The organism is Kineococcus rugosus, assembly GCF_050871975.1.
GTDB lineage: Bacteria > Actinomycetota > Actinomycetes > Actinomycetales > Kineococcaceae > Kineococcus.
The window spans coordinates 115,624-131,442 of sequence record NZ_JBJLSJ010000009.1 but is presented as its reverse complement, the minus strand read 5'-3'; the positions used below and the strand labels follow the sequence as shown (position 1 = coordinate 131,442).

Annotated in this window: 17 protein-coding genes; 9 read left to right on the top strand and 8 right to left on the bottom strand. The window is 73.8% G+C overall.

All coding sequences use genetic code 11. The annotated features are described in order from the left end of the window. Positions 1-7 precede the first annotated feature (7 nt). On the top strand, positions 8-517 hold the full coding sequence (locus ACRYM6_RS07150) for a GNAT family N-acetyltransferase (RefSeq protein WP_432542121.1): 510 nt from the start codon (positions 8-10) through the stop codon (positions 515-517). Between the two features lie 33 nt (positions 518-550). Here ACRYM6_RS07150 and ACRYM6_RS07145 read toward each other — a convergent pair whose 3' ends face one another. Next, complete coding sequence (locus ACRYM6_RS07145) at positions 551-1,888, bottom strand: M20/M25/M40 family metallo-hydrolase (RefSeq protein WP_432542120.1); 1,338 nt, start codon at positions 1,886-1,888, stop codon at positions 551-553. Between the two features lie 61 nt (positions 1,889-1,949). Between ACRYM6_RS07145 and ACRYM6_RS07140 the strand changes: the two genes are divergently transcribed. The 6 genes from ACRYM6_RS07140 to ACRYM6_RS07115 all read left to right on the top strand — a co-directional run bounded on the left by ACRYM6_RS07140 (position 1,950) and on the right by ACRYM6_RS07115 (position 7,706). After that, positions 1,950-2,591 (top strand): GntR family transcriptional regulator, encoded by a 642-nt coding sequence (locus ACRYM6_RS07140; RefSeq protein WP_432542119.1) that lies wholly within the window; start codon positions 1,950-1,952, stop codon positions 2,589-2,591. 151 nt (positions 2,592-2,742) lie between these two features. Continuing rightward, on the top strand, positions 2,743-3,666 hold the full coding sequence (locus tag ACRYM6_RS07135; protein ID WP_432542140.1) for a sugar phosphate isomerase/epimerase family protein: 924 nt from the start codon (positions 2,743-2,745) through the stop codon (positions 3,664-3,666). A gap of 22 nt (positions 3,667-3,688) precedes the next feature. Next, the gene (locus ACRYM6_RS07130) at positions 3,689-5,398 is read left to right on the top strand and encodes a dihydroxyacetone kinase family protein (protein ID WP_432542117.1); all 1,710 of its coding nucleotides are present in this window, start codon (positions 3,689-3,691) and stop codon (positions 5,396-5,398) included. A gap of 17 nt (positions 5,399-5,415) precedes the next feature. Next, the gene (locus ACRYM6_RS07125; RefSeq protein WP_432542116.1) at positions 5,416-5,916 is read left to right on the top strand and encodes a ribose-5-phosphate isomerase; all 501 of its coding nucleotides are present in this window, start codon (positions 5,416-5,418) and stop codon (positions 5,914-5,916) included. Between the two features lie 30 nt (positions 5,917-5,946). Beyond that, positions 5,947-6,720, top strand: coding sequence for a triose-phosphate isomerase (locus tag ACRYM6_RS07120; RefSeq protein WP_432542115.1), 774 nt, complete (start codon positions 5,947-5,949; stop codon positions 6,718-6,720). 8 nt (positions 6,721-6,728) lie between these two features. Beyond that, positions 6,729-7,706: a 3-hydroxyacyl-CoA dehydrogenase family protein gene (locus ACRYM6_RS07115; protein ID WP_432542114.1), complete on the top strand. Its 978-nt coding sequence runs from the start codon at positions 6,729-6,731 to the stop codon at positions 7,704-7,706. Positions 7,707-7,809: 103 nt separating this feature from the next. Here ACRYM6_RS07115 and ACRYM6_RS07110 read toward each other — a convergent pair whose 3' ends face one another. The 6 genes from ACRYM6_RS07110 to ACRYM6_RS07085 all read right to left on the bottom strand — a co-directional run bounded on the left by ACRYM6_RS07110 (position 7,810) and on the right by ACRYM6_RS07085 (position 12,417). Continuing rightward, positions 7,810-8,334 carry a DUF1648 domain-containing protein gene (locus tag ACRYM6_RS07110; RefSeq protein WP_432542112.1) on the bottom strand — a complete coding sequence of 175 codons (525 nt, stop codon included), beginning with the start codon at positions 8,332-8,334 and terminating at the stop codon, positions 7,810-7,812. 32 nt (positions 8,335-8,366) lie between these two features. Beyond that, positions 8,367-8,804, bottom strand: a complete 438-nt coding sequence (locus ACRYM6_RS07105) for a VOC family protein (RefSeq protein WP_432542111.1) — start codon at positions 8,802-8,804, stop codon at positions 8,367-8,369. Between the two features lie 124 nt (positions 8,805-8,928). Next, positions 8,929-9,612, bottom strand: a complete 684-nt coding sequence (locus ACRYM6_RS07100; protein WP_432542110.1) for a class I SAM-dependent methyltransferase — start codon at positions 9,610-9,612, stop codon at positions 8,929-8,931. After that, a complete protein-coding gene (locus ACRYM6_RS07095) occupies positions 9,609-10,379 on the bottom strand; it encodes an ABC transporter ATP-binding protein (RefSeq protein WP_432542109.1) in 771 nt (256 codons plus the stop codon). Before ACRYM6_RS07095 ends, ACRYM6_RS07100 begins: the two co-directional genes overlap by 4 nt. Next, a complete protein-coding gene (locus ACRYM6_RS07090; protein WP_432542108.1) occupies positions 10,376-11,326 on the bottom strand; it encodes an ABC transporter substrate-binding protein in 951 nt (316 codons plus the stop codon). The genes ACRYM6_RS07095 and ACRYM6_RS07090 overlap by 4 nt, the downstream gene beginning before the upstream one ends. Before the next feature lie 44 nt (positions 11,327-11,370). Then, the gene (locus ACRYM6_RS07085) at positions 11,371-12,417 is read right to left on the bottom strand and encodes a FecCD family ABC transporter permease (protein WP_432542107.1); all 1,047 of its coding nucleotides are present in this window, start codon (positions 12,415-12,417) and stop codon (positions 11,371-11,373) included. A 136-nt stretch (positions 12,418-12,553) separates the two neighbouring features. Between ACRYM6_RS07085 and ACRYM6_RS07080 the strand changes: the two genes are divergently transcribed. After that, positions 12,554-13,318 carry an alpha/beta hydrolase family protein gene (locus ACRYM6_RS07080; RefSeq protein ID WP_432542106.1) on the top strand — a complete coding sequence of 255 codons (765 nt, stop codon included), beginning with the start codon at positions 12,554-12,556 and terminating at the stop codon, positions 13,316-13,318. Between the two features lie 64 nt (positions 13,319-13,382). Further along, a complete protein-coding gene (locus tag ACRYM6_RS07075) occupies positions 13,383-13,880 on the top strand; it encodes a QcrA and Rieske domain-containing protein (RefSeq protein ID WP_432542104.1) in 498 nt (165 codons plus the stop codon). A 22-nt stretch (positions 13,881-13,902) separates the two neighbouring features. Here ACRYM6_RS07075 and ilvD read toward each other — a convergent pair whose 3' ends face one another. After that, positions 13,903-15,762, bottom strand: coding sequence for a dihydroxy-acid dehydratase (gene ilvD / locus ACRYM6_RS07070; RefSeq protein ID WP_432542103.1), 1,860 nt, complete (start codon positions 15,760-15,762; stop codon positions 13,903-13,905). Positions 15,763-15,819: the final 57 nt, after the last annotated feature.

The window sequence follows — 15,819 nt, the reverse complement described above, 5'->3', positions numbered from 1 at the left end:
CCGCCGGGTGGAACCGCCCGAGGTCACCCTGCGGCTGTGGCACCCCGAGGAGGCACCGCGCCTGTTCGACCTGCTCCGCCGGCCCGAGGTCACCCGGTGGTTCGGGGAGTCGGCGCGAGCCCCGCTCACCCACGTCGACCAGGCCCGCGCCCGGATCGCCCAGTGGGCCCTGGACTTCGACGCCCCGCTCGGCACGCGGGCCGTCGTGACCCCCGACCGGGCCGAGCCCGTGGGCAGCGTCCTGCTGTTCCACGCCCCGAACGCCCTGCACGGCGAGGTCGAGGTCGGCTGGTACCTGCACCCCGACGCCGTCGGTCACGGGTACGCGGCGGCGGCGGCGGCCGCCGCCGTGCGCGAGGCGCGGGCCGCCGGGCACCACGAGGTGTGGGCGCTGGTCCACCCGGAGAACCAGCGCAGCCGCGCCACCGCCACCCGCGCCGGCCTGCGCGACCTCGGGCTCGTGCAGGGCCTGTGGCACGACGGGCCGTCGCAGCTGTTCGTCACCGACGACCGCTGACCCGCCCTGACCCGCCCCGCCCTGCCCTCGCGGTCAGCAGGTGGCGATGAACCGCCGCAGCACCCGCACCCCGAACTCCAGCGCGTCCACCGGCACCCGCTCGTCGATGCCGTGGAACATCCCCGCGAAGTCCATCCCCGCCGGCAACCGCAGCGGCGCGAAACCGTACCCGCGGATCCCCAGGTGCGAGAACGACTTGTTGTCCGTCCCCCCGGACAGGCAGTACGGCAGCACCTTCGCCCCCGGGTCCTCCGCCTCCAGCGCCGACCGCATCCGGTCCACCAGCGGCGCCGCGAACCCCGTCTCCAGCGCCACCGACTCGTTGACGACCTCCACGTCCACCCGGTCCCCGGCCAGTTCCCGGATCGTCGCCATCAGCTCCTCCTGGCGACCGGGCAGGAACCGGGTGTCGATGAGGGCGCTCGCGGACCCGGGGATGACGTTGTGCTTGTAGCCGGCCTCCAGCACCGTCGGGTTGGCGGTGTTCTGCAGCGTCGCCCCCACCCACCGGGCCGTGGTGCCCAGGGTGGCCAGCAGCGCCGACGGGTCGTCCTCGTCGAAGACGACCCCGGTGATCTCCGAGACCCCCTCGAGGAACTGCCGCACCGTCGCGGTGTACTCCAGCGGCCAGGTGTGCCCGCCGATGCGGGTCACCGCCGCGCACAGGCGGGTCACGGCGTTGTCGGTGCCGACCTGCGACCCGTGCCCGGCGCGCCCGTGCGCGACCAGCCGCAACCAGGCCAGCCCCTTCTCGGCGGTCTGCAGCAGGTAGGTCCGCTGCCCGTCGAGGTCGACGGAGAAGCCCCCGACCTCGCTGACGGCCTCGGTGACCCCCTCGAACAGGTCGGCGCGGTGGTCCACGAGCCACTGCGCGCCCTGCACCCCGGCGGCCTCCTCGTCGGCCAGGAAGGCGAACACGAGGTCGCGCGGGGGGCGGGTGCCGGTGCGGGCCAGGTCCCGCAGGACCGCCAGCAGCATGGCGTCCATGTCCTTCATGTCGACCGCGCCGCGGCCCCACAGGCAGCCGTCGGCGATCTCCCCGGCGAAGGGGTGGACCTTCCAGTCGGCGGCCTGCGCGGGCACGACGTCGAGGTGGCCGTGCAGCAGCAGCGCGCCCCGCGCGGCCGTGCCCGCCTCGTCACCGGGGACCCGGACGACCACGTTGCCGCGGCGGGGGAACGGCTCGACGTACTCCGGCTGCAGCCCGACCTCGTCCAGCAGCCCCATGACGTGCTCGGCGGCCTCGCGCTCCCCCGGGCCCGACCCGTCGCCGTAGTTGGAGGTGTCGATGCGCAGCAGGTCGCGGCACAGGTCCACGACCTCGCTCTCGGCCACGGTCGTCCCCTGGGCGGTGCTCGTGTCGGCGCTCACCCGCGTCACCGTAGCCCCGGCCGCTCTCGGGTAGCGTCCCGGTCCCATGGACCACTGGTCGGTGACGACCCCCCGGGGGGTCACGGACACCGTGCACGACGCGATCCTCGAGCTCCTCATGAACCGCGGCCTCGAACCCGGGGCGGCGCTGCGCACCCAGCTGCTGGCCGACCGGCTCGGGGTCTCGGCCACCCCGGTCCGGGAAGCGCTGGCCCGCCTGGAGGGCTCCGGCCTCGTCCTGCGCAGCGCCCGGCGCGGGTACCGGGCCGCTCCGCTGCTGTCGTCCCGGGAGCTGGCCCAGCTCGTCGACGTGCGGCTGCTGGTGGAGCCCGGCAACGCCGAGCGGGCCTGCGCCCGCACCGACGACGCCTTCGTGGCCCGGCTGTGGGCGGCCGTGGAGGAGCAGCGCACCGCGCCCACCGGTCCGGGCTACGCCGGCTTCAAGCACTACCTGGCCGCGGACTGGTCCTTCCACGAGCTGCTCGCGGCCGGCACCGGCAACCCGTTCATCGTCCGGACCCTGGACTCCTTCCGCGGTTTCGTGCAACGTCTGCACCAGGTGGAGGAGCGGGTCACCGACGCCGACCAGAGCGTCTCCGAGCACGAGGCGATCGTGCGGGCCTTCGAGCGGCGCGACCCGGCGGCGGCGGCCGAGGCGATGCGCGGGCACCTGCAGGGGGTGCTGGACCGCGCGATCGGGTGAGGTACTCGCCAACGGACGTGATTTTCTATAGAATCAGTGGCACGACGACCTCTGGAGAGAGAACGTGAGCGACGACGCGAACGCTGGGACCGGCGTGTTCGACGGGTTCCCCGATGTCCTGACCCGCCAGAACTGGCCGATCACGGTCCCGATGATGCCGCACCCGCACGTGCTGAAGGACGGCACCACGGTGCAGGACCAGCCGGCCGAGGGCTGGCTGGAGACCCTCGAGGTCATGACCGACGCGGGCTACACCTGCATCGACCCGACCGACACCTGGATCCGCATCGCGGACCTGCCCGCCGACCGGCTGCAGGAGTTCGCGCAGACCGTGCGCCGCGCCGGGCTGCAGATCCCCGCGTTCTCCACCTCGCGCCGCTCGGTGATGGACCACGAGAAGGCCGACGAGAACCTCGCCTACTCCCACCGCGCCATCGACGCCTGCGCCGCCATCGGCATCCCCGTCGTGAACTTCGGCTTCATGCGCGGCTTCACCCCCGCCCAGGCCAAGGCCCTGTGGTTCTGGCTGGAGCCGGGCTACTCCGACGACTTCAGCGCCGACGTCCGCCAGGTCGCCGTCGGGAAGATCCAGGAACTCGCGGCCCACGCCCAGAGCGTCGGCGTCCAGATCGCCCTGGAGATGTACGAGGACACCTACCTCGGCACCGCCGACGGCATGGTCCAGTTCGTCCAGGACGTCGGCTACGACAACGTCGGCCTCAACCCCGACTTCGGCAACATCCTGCGCCTGCACCGCGCGGTGGAGCCGTGGGAGGAGATCGCCGCCAAGACGTTCCCGTACACGAACTACTGGCACCTGAAGAACTACTACCGCGACGAGGAACCCTCCACCGGTTCGGTCCGCACCCACCCGGCTCCCCTGGAGTTCGGCACCATCAACTACCGCAAGGCGATCTCGATGGCCGTCGAGGCCGGCTTCCGCGGCGCCTTCTGCGTGGAGCACTACGGCGGCGACAGCATCTCCGTCGGCGCCACCAACCGCGAGTACATCCGCCGCGTCCTGCCCAAGGCCACCACCCACCAGCCGTTCAGCAGCGGCGCCGGAAACCACTGAGCGATCGAAGGAGACCGTCCAGATGACCAAGATCTTCGGTGACCCCTCCGAGTTCGTCGACGAGTCCGTCGCCGGGTTCGTCGACATCTACTCCCGCTTCGTGCAGCCCGTGCCGCACGGGGTGATCCGCTCCACCGCCACCCCCGAGGGCAAGGTCGCGGTCATCGCCGGCGGCGGGTCGGGGCACTACCCCGCCTTCGCCGGGTACGTCGGGCCGGGCCTGGCCGACGCCGCGGTGTGCGGCAACGTGTTCGCCTCCCCCTCCACCCGCTGGGTCTACGACGTCGCCAAGGCCGCCAACCGCGGCGGCGGGGTGGTGCTCGGCTTCGGCAACTACGCCGGGGACATCCTGAACTTCGGCCTGGCCGCCGAGCGGCTGCGCGCCGAGGGCATCCCCGCCGAGCTGCTCGTCGTCACCGACGACGTCGCCTCCGAGGGCCAGGGCGCCAACGGTCAGCGCCGCGGCATCGCCGGCGACGTCGTCGCCTTCAAGATCGCCGGTGCGGCCGCCGAGGCCGGGTACGGCTTCGACGACGTGGTCCGGGTGTCCCGCCACGCCAACGACGTCACCCGCTCCATGGGCATCGCCTTCGCCGGCTGCACCCTGCCCGGGGAGAGCGAGCCCCTGTTCACCGTCACCCCCGGCCACATGGGCGTCGGGCTGGGCATCCACGGCGAACCGGGGATCTCCGAGGAGCCGATCGGCACCCCGACCGAGATCGCGGACCTGCTCGTCGACAAGGTCCTGGCCGGCAAGCCCGACGGCCTGGGCGAGGGCGGCAAGGTCGCGGTCCTGGTCAACGGCCTGGGCTCCACCAAGTACGAGGAGCTGTTCCTGCTCTACGGCCCCATCGCCAAGCGGCTGCGGGCGGCCGGCTACGAGATCGTCGCCCCGCAGGTCGGTGAGCTCGTCACCTCCCTGGACATGGCCGGCGCCTCGCTGACCGTGACCTGGCTGGACGAGGAGCTGGAGACCCTCTGGACCGCCCCGGCCCAGTGCCCGGCCCTGTCCGTCGGTCCCACCATCGAGACCACCCCCGCCCCGGTCTACGTCGCGCCCGAGGACGAGGTCGCCGACTACTCCGGCACCCCCGAGGCCGCCCAGGCCGCCGGGCAGCAGGTCGCCGGGCTCATCGAGGCCGTCCGCGACGTCCTCAAGGACGCCGAGGCCGAGCTGGGCCGCATCGACGCCATCGCCGGCGACGGCGACCACGGCACCGGCATGGTCAACGGCTCGGTCGCCGCCGCCCAGGCCGCCCGCGCGGCCGCCGACGCCGGAGCCGGTGCCGCCTCCACCCTCGCCGCCGCCGGCGGCGCCTGGGCCGACCGCGCCGGCGGGACGTCCGGGGTGATCTGGGGCGTCCTGCTGCACGCCTTCGCCGACCAGCTCGGGGACGAGGGCAAGCCCACGCCCGAGCAGGTCGCCGCCGGGGCCACCGCCTCCGTCGAAGCCGTCCAGCGCCTGGCCGGGGCCCGCGTCGGCAACAAGACGATGCTCGACGCCCAGGTGCCCTTCGCCGAGAAGCTCGCCGAGCGCGTGGGGGCCGGGGACGACCTGAAGACCGCCTTCGCCGCGGCCGCCCAGGCCGCCACCGAGGCCGCCGAGGCCACCAAGGACCTGCGCCCGCAGATCGGGCGGGCCCGCCCGCTGGCCGAGCGGTCCCTGGGCCACCCCGACGCCGGGGCCGTGTCCTTGGCCCTGGTCACCCGGACCTGCGCCGAGAAGCTCTGAGAGAAGAGGGAAGAACCATGACTGATCTGCAGTGGCGCGTGGTGCTGGCGGCCGACGAGGCCGGGGTGTCCTACAAGGACGCGATCAAGGCCGACCTGCTGAAGGACCCGCGGGTCAAGGAGGTCATCGACGTCGGGGTGAACTCCGACACCGACAAGACCGCCTACCCGCACGTGGCGGTGGCCGGGGCCCGCAAGATCGCCGCGGGGGAGGCCGACCGCGGGATCTTCGTGTGCGGGACGGGTATCGGGGTGGCGATCGCGGCGAACAAGGTGCCGGGCATCCGCGCCTCGGTGGCCCACGACGGCTTCTCGGTGGAGCGGCTGGTGCTGTCGAACAACGGTCAGGTCCTGACCCTGGGTGAGCGGGTCATCGGCAAGGAGCTGGCGCGGCGGCTGGCCAAGGAGTTCCTGGGGTACGTGTTCGACGAGACCAGCGCCTCGGCGGCCAAGGTCGACGCGATCACCGGGTACGAGAACGGCGCCGCGGACGAGGCGGGTAGCGTCGCTTCCTGCTGAGACCCCCTGCGACCTGGAGCCCTGCACACCATGACGACCCGTCCCCGCCCGCTCGTCGGGGTCAGCCTGAAGATGTACTTCTCGCTGGCCCGCACGCGCAGCTACCTCGCCGACGTCGCCACCCTCGGTCCGCTCGTGACCGGGGCGGACGTGGACGCGTTCGTCATCCCCGACTTCCTCACCATCACCACCGGGCTGGACCTGCTGCGCGGGACGGGCATCTCCGTCGGCGCCCAGGACGCCTCCTGGGAGGACTTCGGGGCGCTCACCGGGGAGGTGTCCCCCGCCGCGCTGCGCGAGGCGGGGGCCCGGTTCGTCGAGATCGGGCACGCCGAACGGCGCCGCATGTTCGCCGAGGACGACATCGTCACCGCCCGCAAGGCGGCCGCGGCGGCCCGCAACGGCCTCGTCCCGCTGGTGTGCATCGGTGAGAACGTCCGCATCGACGTCGACGACGCGGCCCGCACCACCATCAGCCAGGTCCTGGCCGCGCTCGAGGACGTCCCCTCCGAGGCCGAGGTCGCGATCGGCTACGAACCCAACTGGGCGATCGGGCAGACCGAACCGGCACCGCCGGAGCACGTCGTGGGCGTCACCACGCGCCTGCGGGACGCCCTGTCCCACCGCTCCGGGCTCACGCGCATCCTCTACGGGGGCAGCGCGGGCCCGGGCATGTTCACCGACGTCGCCGAAGGGGTCGACGGCCTGTTCCTGGGCCGCTTCGCCCACGACGTCGCCAACTTCGCCGCCGTGATCGAGGAGATCGCGGCCCACCCGCTCAACCGGGCGGACAACCCCTCCTAGGAGAACCCGTGCCCACCGCACCCCGCACCGACAAGATCACCAAGGTCGCCCAGATCGGCACCGGCTACATGGGCGGCGGCATCGCGCAGTCCCTGGCGCTCGCCGGCAACGACGTGTGGCTCGCCGACGCCGACCGGGAGTCCACGCAGCGCAACTACGAGCGGCTGCTGAAGGAGTCCGAGCTCTTCGAGGCGCAGGGGCTGTTCGCGCAGGGCAGCACCGAGGTGCTCAAGCAGAAGTTCCACCCGGCCGACTCCATCGAGGAGGCCGTCGCCGACGTCCACTTCGTCGAGGAAGCCGTCTTCGAGGACCCGGCCGTGAAGAAGGACGTCCTCTCGCGCGTCGAGAAGGCCGTCACCCCGGGCACCATCATCGGGACGAACACCTCCACCATCCCCGTGAAGGTCCTCGCCGAGGCGTTCGAGGACGCCTCGCTGTTCCTCACCGTGCACTTCTCCAACCCGGCGCCGTTCATCCCCGGCGTCGAGCTCGTCACCGGCGAGGCGACCGACCCGGCCGTCCTGCCGCTGATCGAGGACCTCCTCACCCGCGCCGGCCGCCGCGGCGCCCAGGTCAAGGACGTCCCCGGGTTCGTCCTGAACCGCCTGCAGTACGTCCTGCTCAAGGAAGCCATGTCGGTCGTCGAGGAGGGCGTGGCCACCCCCGCCGACGTCGACACCATCGTCTCGACGACCTTCGGGTTCCGGCTGCCGTTCTTCGGCCCGTTCGCCATCGCCGACATGGCCGGCCTCGACGTGTACGCCAAGGGCTTCAAGGTCCTCGAGGGGCACTTCGGGGAGCGGCTGTCCGCTCCGGCGAACCTGACCGCGCTGGTCGAGCAGGGCAAGTTCGGCACCAAGACCGGCTCGGGCTTCCTCGAGCTCGAGCCCGAGAAGCTCGCTGCCCTCATCGACTACCGCAACCGCGCGTACCAGAAGATGGGCGAACTCCTCGCCGAGCTCGGCCCGTCGCCGATCGCGGAGTGAGACGGGCTCCCTCCCCCGCCGGGTGACCACGCCCACCCGGTCCACGGCACGCACCCGCGCCCCCGGTGGTCGAGACGCCCTCGACCACCGGGGGCGTCGGCGGTCAGGACGCCGGGGTCCCCACCGGCAGGCGGTACCGCACCGCGTGCATCACGACGGCGTGCACGACGGTGAACACGAGCCACGCCACCAGGACGACGAACCACCACCCCGGCAGCGCGTGGTCGGCCGACCGGGCCGCCTGCACCACCGCCAGCGTCACCGACCCGGCGAAGACGTTCATCGCCGTCCCGAGCACCAGCAGGTCGACCCGCAGCCGCCGGCGCAGCTCACCCTCCAGGCCCGCGTCGATCCACTCCTGCTTGCGCGGCACGTTGACCCACTCCCACCGCACCCGCGGCACCCACCGCACCAGCGCCGAGAACGTCGCGACCAGCCCCACCGTCAGCGCGGCCAGGAACACGACCGCCCCCGTCGCCGAACTCCACGCGTCCGGCTCGCCCGCGCCCGCGAAGTGCGTCGGGACCCGCTGCGGCAGCACCGTCGCCGCCCACACCACCGCCGCGCAGGCCAGCACCGCGGTCGTGACGAACAGGACCAGCACGCGACGGGTGACGTTCCGGGACACGGCCCCGACCCTAGCGGTCCGCCCCCGGGCGCTCAGTCCAGGCAGAACTCGTTGCCCTCGGGGTCGGCCAGCACCAGGTGCCCGGCCTCCAGCGGCGGCTCCGGCTCCCGCCGGTGCAGCACCACCGCCCCCAGCCCCACCAGCCGCCGCGCCTCCACCTCCAGCGCCGCCATCCGCTCGGCCCCCCGCAGACCGGGCGCCGCGCGCACGTCCAGGTGCACCCGGTTCTTCACCGTCCTGCCCTCGGGAACCCTCTGGAAGAACACCCGCGGACCCCGGCCCTGCGGGTCCACGACCGCCGACGCGTCGCCGCGCCGCTCCGGGGGCACCCCGAACGCCTCCAGCGCCTGCTCCCACGTCGTGAACGGCGGCGGGGGCGGCTGCACCCGGTACCCCAGCACCTGCGCCCAGAACGCGGCCTGCGCGGCCGGGTCGGCCGCGTCGAACGTCACCTGCACCTCACGAGTCATGACCCCACCATCCCCCCGACCCCGGACACGACCGGTCCGCGACCGGGGACGCGGGTGCACGACGGGCCGGTGACCGCGACCTCCACGGCCTGCCTGCGCGCCGCCGCCCGTCCGGCCGCCGACCTCACGGCCCTGGCCGCACCACCGCCGTCGTGAGGTGCTGCAACGTCGGCCGGTGCCCCGGCGACACCCCGTGCCGCCGGTCGTGCTCGAGCAACCCCGTCAACGGCTCGCTGCGGACCCCGGTGAAACCGTTCGCCACCAGCAGGTCCGCCAGCACCCGCGGCGACCCCGACACCAGCGGGAGGTCCGCCCCGGCGTACGCGGCCGCGAACTCCGGGCCACCCCCGGCCCCCAGCCCGTCGGGGAACCACGCCCCGTCCACCACGGCCAGCCGCCCCCCGGGACGCAGCACCCGCCGCCAGCCCCGCACCGCCGCCGCCGGGTCCCGCAACGTCCACAGCACGTACCGGTTCACCACCACGTCGAACGCGCCCGCCGGGAACGGCGGGTCCACCGCGTCCCCCCGCACGAACCGCACCGACCCGCCGCGCGACCGGGCCCGCTCCAGCATCCCCTCCGACAGGTCCACCCCCGTGACCCGGTGCCCCAGCCCCGCCAGCAGGTGCGCGACGTACCCGCTGCCCGTCCCCACGTCCAGCACGTCCAGACCACCCCCGCCCGACGGCACCGCCCGCGACCACACCTCCCGCCACACCGGCCGCGCGTGGTCCACCCGCACCTGGTCGTCGTCGTACGACGGCGCCCGCCACGTCCAGTACGCGTCCCACCGCTCCTGCGCGCTCACCACCGGCCCGCCCCCCGCGGACGGAACGCCAGCTGGAACCCGTCGTCCAGCCGCAGCCGCCGCACCTGCACCTCGTACACCGGCTCCAGGATCTCCGGCACCAGCACCTCCTCCGGCACCCCCGCCGCGTGCACCGACCCCCCGCTCAGCAGCACCACCCGGTCGCAGTACACCGCCGCCAGGTTCAGGTCGTGCAGCACCACCACCACCGTCGACCCCAGCCCCCGCACCAGGTCCAGCACCTCGTGCTGGTACCGCACGTCCAGGTGGTTCGTCGGCTCGTCCAGCAGCAGGTGCCCCGCCGACTGCGCCAGCGCCCGCGCCACCAGCACCCGCTGCTTCTCCCCACCGGACAACCCCGCGAACACCCGCGACGCCAACGGCAACGCCCCCACCCGCCGCAACGACGACGCCACCACCTCCAGGTCCGCCGCCGACGTCCCCCCGAACACCCCCCGGTGCGGGGTCCGCCCCAGCAGCACCACGTCCGCCACCGTCAACGGCAGGTCACCCCCGTGCTCCTGCACCACCACCGACACCCGGCGCGCCAGCTCCCGCGCCCCCGCCGACGCCACGTCCAGCCCGTCGACGCTCACCGACCCCGCCGACGGCCGCAACGACCCGTACAGCGTCCGCAGCAACGTCGTCTTCCCGCTGCCGTTCGGGCCCAGCAACCCCGTCACCTTCCCGTCCGGCGCGTCCAGGTCCACCCCCCGCAGCACCGGCACCGACCCGTACCCGAACTCCACCCCCCGCGCCCGGATCACCGCCCGAACCGGTCCACGACGCGCTCCAGACCGTCCACCGCCAACGGCGTCGGCGGCTCGGTGAAGTTGAACAGCAACGGCAGCACCGCCCCGTCCCGCACCGCGCTCACCCCCGCCAGCCCCGGCACCGACGTCACCGCCTCCACCACCGCCCGCGGATCCCCGTCCCCGTGCAGCAGCACCAGCACGTCGGGGTCCCGCGCGATCAGCTCCTCCCGGGACACCTCGAACACCCGCTCGTCCACGTCCGCGAACACGTTCGTCAACCCCGCCGCCGCCAGCTGCGGGTTCGCCATGCTCCCCGACCCGTACGCGTACGTCACCCCACCCCCGACCGTCGGGTACAGCACCGCCGCCGTCCGCCCCGACCCCGGCACGCTCAGCTGCGCCACCCGCTCCCGCAACCGCGCCGCCGCGGCGCTCGCCGCCTCCCGCCGGTCGAACACCTCCCCGTAGAACCCCATCTGCTCGTACACGTCCTCGAAGCTCACGTCCCGGACCCCCGCCCCGCACAGCGCCGGCTCCTCCAGCAACGGGATCCCCGCCGCCGCCAGCGTCGCCCGGTCCAGGTTGTCCACCTCCCCGACCACCAGGTCCGGCCGCTGCGCCACGACGACCTCCCGGGAGATCTGCAGGTGCCCGCTGGTGTCGGTCCGGTCGGTCAGCAGCGGGATCGCGTCCAGCTCGGCGCGGGTCCGCTCGTCGTAGTACTCGTCGGGGTACTGACCGGCCCGGGCCACCACCCGGTCCAGCACCCCCAGGTCGTGCAGGAACGGCACCGCCGCGCTCTTGAGCAGCACCACCCGCTCCGGCTCGGACGCGAACGTCACCTGCGCACCGCAGTTCGTCACCGTCAACGGGTACGCCCCACCCGGGTCCGCCCCGCCACCACCGTCCCCCGGACCGGCGCACCCGGCCAGCAGCAGCAGCACCAGGACAGGGCTCACACGACGCACGGCACGTCCCTCCGAGGGGTCCATCGACGATCCGGTCACGAGGTCGGGGCCGCGTACTGGCGGCGGACCAGCCGCAGCAGGAACGGCGCCCCCACCAGCGCGGTGACGATCCCCAGCGGCAGCTCCTGTGGCGCCATCAGCGTCCGGGCCAGCAGGTCCGCCGCCAGCAGCAGCGACGCCCCCAGCAACGCGGACACCGGCACCACCCAGCGGTGCGCGGCCCCCACCAGCCGCCGCGCCAGGTGCGGCACCACCAGCCCCACGAACCCGATGCTCCCGCCGGCCGCCACCAGCACCCCCACCGCCAGCGACACCACCACCAGCAACCGCGTCCGGAACGCCGCCGGGGAGACCCCCAGCGCGCGGGCCGTCTCGTCCCCCACCGCCAGCGCGTCCAGCCCCGGCGCCCACCACGACAGCAGCGCCACCACCACCGCCGTCACCACCAGCACCACCACCAGCCCCGACCCCCACGTCGCCAGCGACAGCGACCCCAGCAGCCAGAACATCACCGACCGCGCCCCCTCGGCCGAGTCCGAGGCGAACACCAGGAAGCTCGTCGCCGCGCTCAGCGCGTACCCCACGGCCACCCCCGCCAGCAGCAGCCGCACCGACGTCACCACCCCCGCCGACCGGGCCACCGTGAACACCAGCACCGACGCCACCAGCGCCCCCGCGAACGCACCCCCCGACAGCGCGTGCTCCCCCAGGTGCCCGAACACCCCGAAAAGGATCGCCGCCGCCGCCCCGCACGACGCCCCCGAGTTCACCCCCAGCACGTACGGGTCGGCCAGCACGTTGCGCACCATCGCCTGCAACGCCACCCCGCACACCGCCAGCCCGGCCCCCACGGCCAGCCCCAGCAGCACCCGCGGCACCCGCACCGCCCACACGACCGCCTCGTGCTCAGCCGGCCAGCCCCCCACCGCCGGCCACCCCACCACCGCGTGCCCCACGACGCCCAGCACGTCGCCCGGCGCCACGAACACCGCCCCCACCGCCACCGCGGCCGTCGCCGTCACCAGCAGCACCACCACCAGGACCAGCACCACGAACGCGTTGCGCCGGGTGCGCGCACGCACCCCCAAGGGGTCGGCGACGAGCGACACCCGGACCTCCAAACCTCGGCTTGTTGCAATCTACTCGCAACAAGCCGCTCCCCGGGCCCCGCCCCGGCGCTCGCGACCGGCGCACCACCGGTCCCGGTAGGGTCGGACGGTGGCCGAGCAGGTGTCCTTCCCCAGCACCTCCGGCCACCGCCTGGCCGGCCTCCTCGACGTGCCCCCCGGACCGGTCCGCGGCTGGGGCGTCTTCGCCCACGGCTTCACCCTCGGCAAGGACTCACCCGCCGCCTACCGCATCTGCCGCGGACTCGCCGACGAGGGCATCGGCATGCTGCGCTTCGACAACCTCGGCCTCGGCGGCTCCGAGGGCGACTGGGGCGACGGCTCCTTCACCCACAAGGTCTCCGACACCGCCCTGGCCGCGCGGTTCATGGCCGACCGCGGCACCCCCGCCGACCTCCTCGTCGGCCACTCCTTCGGCGGCGCCGCCGTCATCGCCGCCGCCGACCAGGTCCCCGGCCTGCGCGCCGTCGTCAGCATCGGAGCCCCCTCCGAACCCCGCCACGTCGAGCACAACTACGACGCGCTCCTCGAGAAGGTCATGGCCGAGGGCCACGCCGAGTGGCTCGTCGGCGGCCGCGCCCTCACCCTCAAGCGCGCCTTCATCGAGGACGTCCGCGCCGCCGACCTCAAGCACCGCATCCGCCGCCTCACCGTGCCGCTGCTGGTGATGCACTCCCCCACCGACTCCACCGTGAACGTCGAGAACGCCAGCGCCATCTTCAAGGCCGCCCCCCACCCCCGCAGCTTCGTCGCCCTGGAAGGGTCCGACCACCTGCTCACCGCCCGCGGGCAGGCCCGCCGCGCCGCCCGCATCATCAGCGCCTGGGCCGACCAGTACCTGACCACCGACCGCTGAACCGAACACCCCCGCACCCCGTTCACCCCTCCGAGGAAGCCGCACCGACCGACGGAGGACCACCGTGGACGACGACGCACGCACCCCCCACCCCCTGACCCGCGCCGTCCTGACCCGCCGCCGGGCGCTCGCCGCCGGCGGCGGCACCCTCGGGGTCGCGTCCGCCCTCGCCGCCTGCGGCGACGACACCGCGACCACCGGGACGCCGGCGCCGGCCCCGACGAGCAGCACGACCAGCAGCACGACCAGCGGGTCGTCGGCCGGTCAGGAGGAGCTGGCGAAGGTCTCCGACGTCCCCGTCGGCTCCGCCGTCGTCGTCACGAACGCCGCGGGCTCGGCGGTCGTCGTCGCGCAGCCCACCGCCGGGGAGGTCGTCGCCTTCAGCGGCCTGTGCACGCACCAGGGCTGCGCCGTCGCCGTCCGGGACGACGAGCTGGACTGCCCCTGCCACGGGTCGCGCTTCGAGCTGCTCACCGGGAAGGTCCTCCAGGGCCCGGCGACCGCCCCGCTCGACCCCGTCGAGGTGCAGGTGGACGGCGACTCCGTCGTCGCCGCCACCTGACCGCGTCCGGGTCGGGCCGCCGTCAGCGGCGGTGGGAACGCTCCGGCACCCGGCGGACCGCACCGGTGGAGGCCGACGTCGCCATCGCCGCGTAGGCGCGCAGCGCGGCCGTCAACGGCCGGTCGCGGTCCTTCGGCTCCCACGGGCGCTCGGAGGACTCCATCTTCGCGCGGCGCTCGGCCAGCACCGCCTCGTCGACCCGCAGGTGCAGACCACGGGTCTCGACGTCGATCTCGACGTGGTCGCCGTCCTCGACGAGGCCGATGAGGCCACCGGCCCACGCCTCCGGGGAGACGTGCCCGATCGAGATCCCGCTCGAGCCGCCGGAGAAGCGGCCGTCGGTGACGAGCGCGCAGACCTTGCCCAGGCCGCGGCCCTTGATGAACGACGTGGGGTGCAGCATCTCCTGCATCCCCGGGCCGCCGGCCGGGCCCTCGTAGCGGATGACGACCACGTGGCCCGGCTCCACCGCCCCGGACAGGATCCCGGTGACCGCGTCCTCCTGGGACTCGAAGACGATCGCGGTCCCCTCGAAGTGGAACAGCGACGGGTCGATGCCCGCGGTCTTGATGATCGCGCCCTCGGTGGCGAGGTTCCCCTCCAGGACCGCGAGGCCCCCGTCGGCCGTGTAGGCGTGCGCCAGGTCCCGGACGCACCCGTTCTCGGCGTCGGTGTCCAGGGACTTCCACCGGTTCTGCGTCGAGAACGCCTGCGTCGTGCGGACGCCGCCGGGCGCGGCGTGGAACAGCTCCACCGCGGCCGCGCTCGGGGCCTGCGCCCGCACGTCCCACTCCGACAGCCAGGACGGCAGGTCCGGGCTGTGGATCGTCCGGACCGACTCGTCGAGCAGCCCGGCCCGCCACAGCTCACCGAGGATCGCGGGGATCCCGCCGGCGCGGTGGACGTCCTCCATGTGGAAGTCGGAGTTGGGCGCGACCTTCGACAGGCACGGCACCCGGCGGCTGATGGCGTCGATGTCGTCCAGCGTGAAGTCGAGCTCGGCCTCCTGGGCCGCCCCGAGGATGTGCAGCACCGTGTTCGTGGAGCCGCCCATCGCGACGTCCAGCGCCATCGCGTTCGAGAACGCCGCCTTGTTCGCGATGCTGCGCGGCAGCACCGACTCGTCGTCGCCGTCGTAGTACTGCTTCGCCAGCTCGACGATCAGCGACCCGGCGCGCAGGAACAGGTCCCGGCGGGCCGCGTGCGTGGCCAGGGTGGACCCGTTGCCGGGCAGCGAGAGCCCCAGCGCCTCGGTGAGGCAGTTCATGGAGTTGGCCGTGAACATGCCCGAGCAGGACCCGCACGTCGGGCACGCCGAGCGCTCCACCGCGTCCAGGCCCGCGTCGCTGACCTCCTGCGAGGCCGAGGCCGCGATCGCGGTGATGAGGTCCGTGGGCGCGTGCGCGACGCCGTCGACGACGACCGCCTTGCCGGCCTCCATGGGCCCCCCGGAGACGAACACGGCCGGGATGTTCAGCCGCAGCGCGGCCATGAGCATCCCCGGGGTGATCTTGTCGCAGTTCGAGATGCACACCAGCGCGTCGGCCTGGTGGGCGTTGACCATGTACTCCACCGAGTCCGCGATGAGCTCGCGGCTGGGCAGGGAGTAGAGCATCCCCGAGTGGCCCATGGCGATGCCGTCGTCGACGGCGATGGTGTTGAACTCCTTGGACACCCCTCCGGCCTCGGCGATCGCGCCGGCCACCAGGTCGCCCATGTCCTTGAGGTGCACGTGCCCGGGGACGAACTGGGTGTAGGAGTTCGCGATCGCGACGATCGGCTTGCCGAAGTCCCCGTCGGTCATGCCGGTGGCTCGCCACAGCGCACGGGCACCGGCCATGTTCCGGCCGTGGGTCGAGGTACGGGAACGCAACGCGGGCACGACAGCTCCAGGTGTGCAGGGAGGATGGGTCTCGCACGGGACACCGCGGCCGATGGG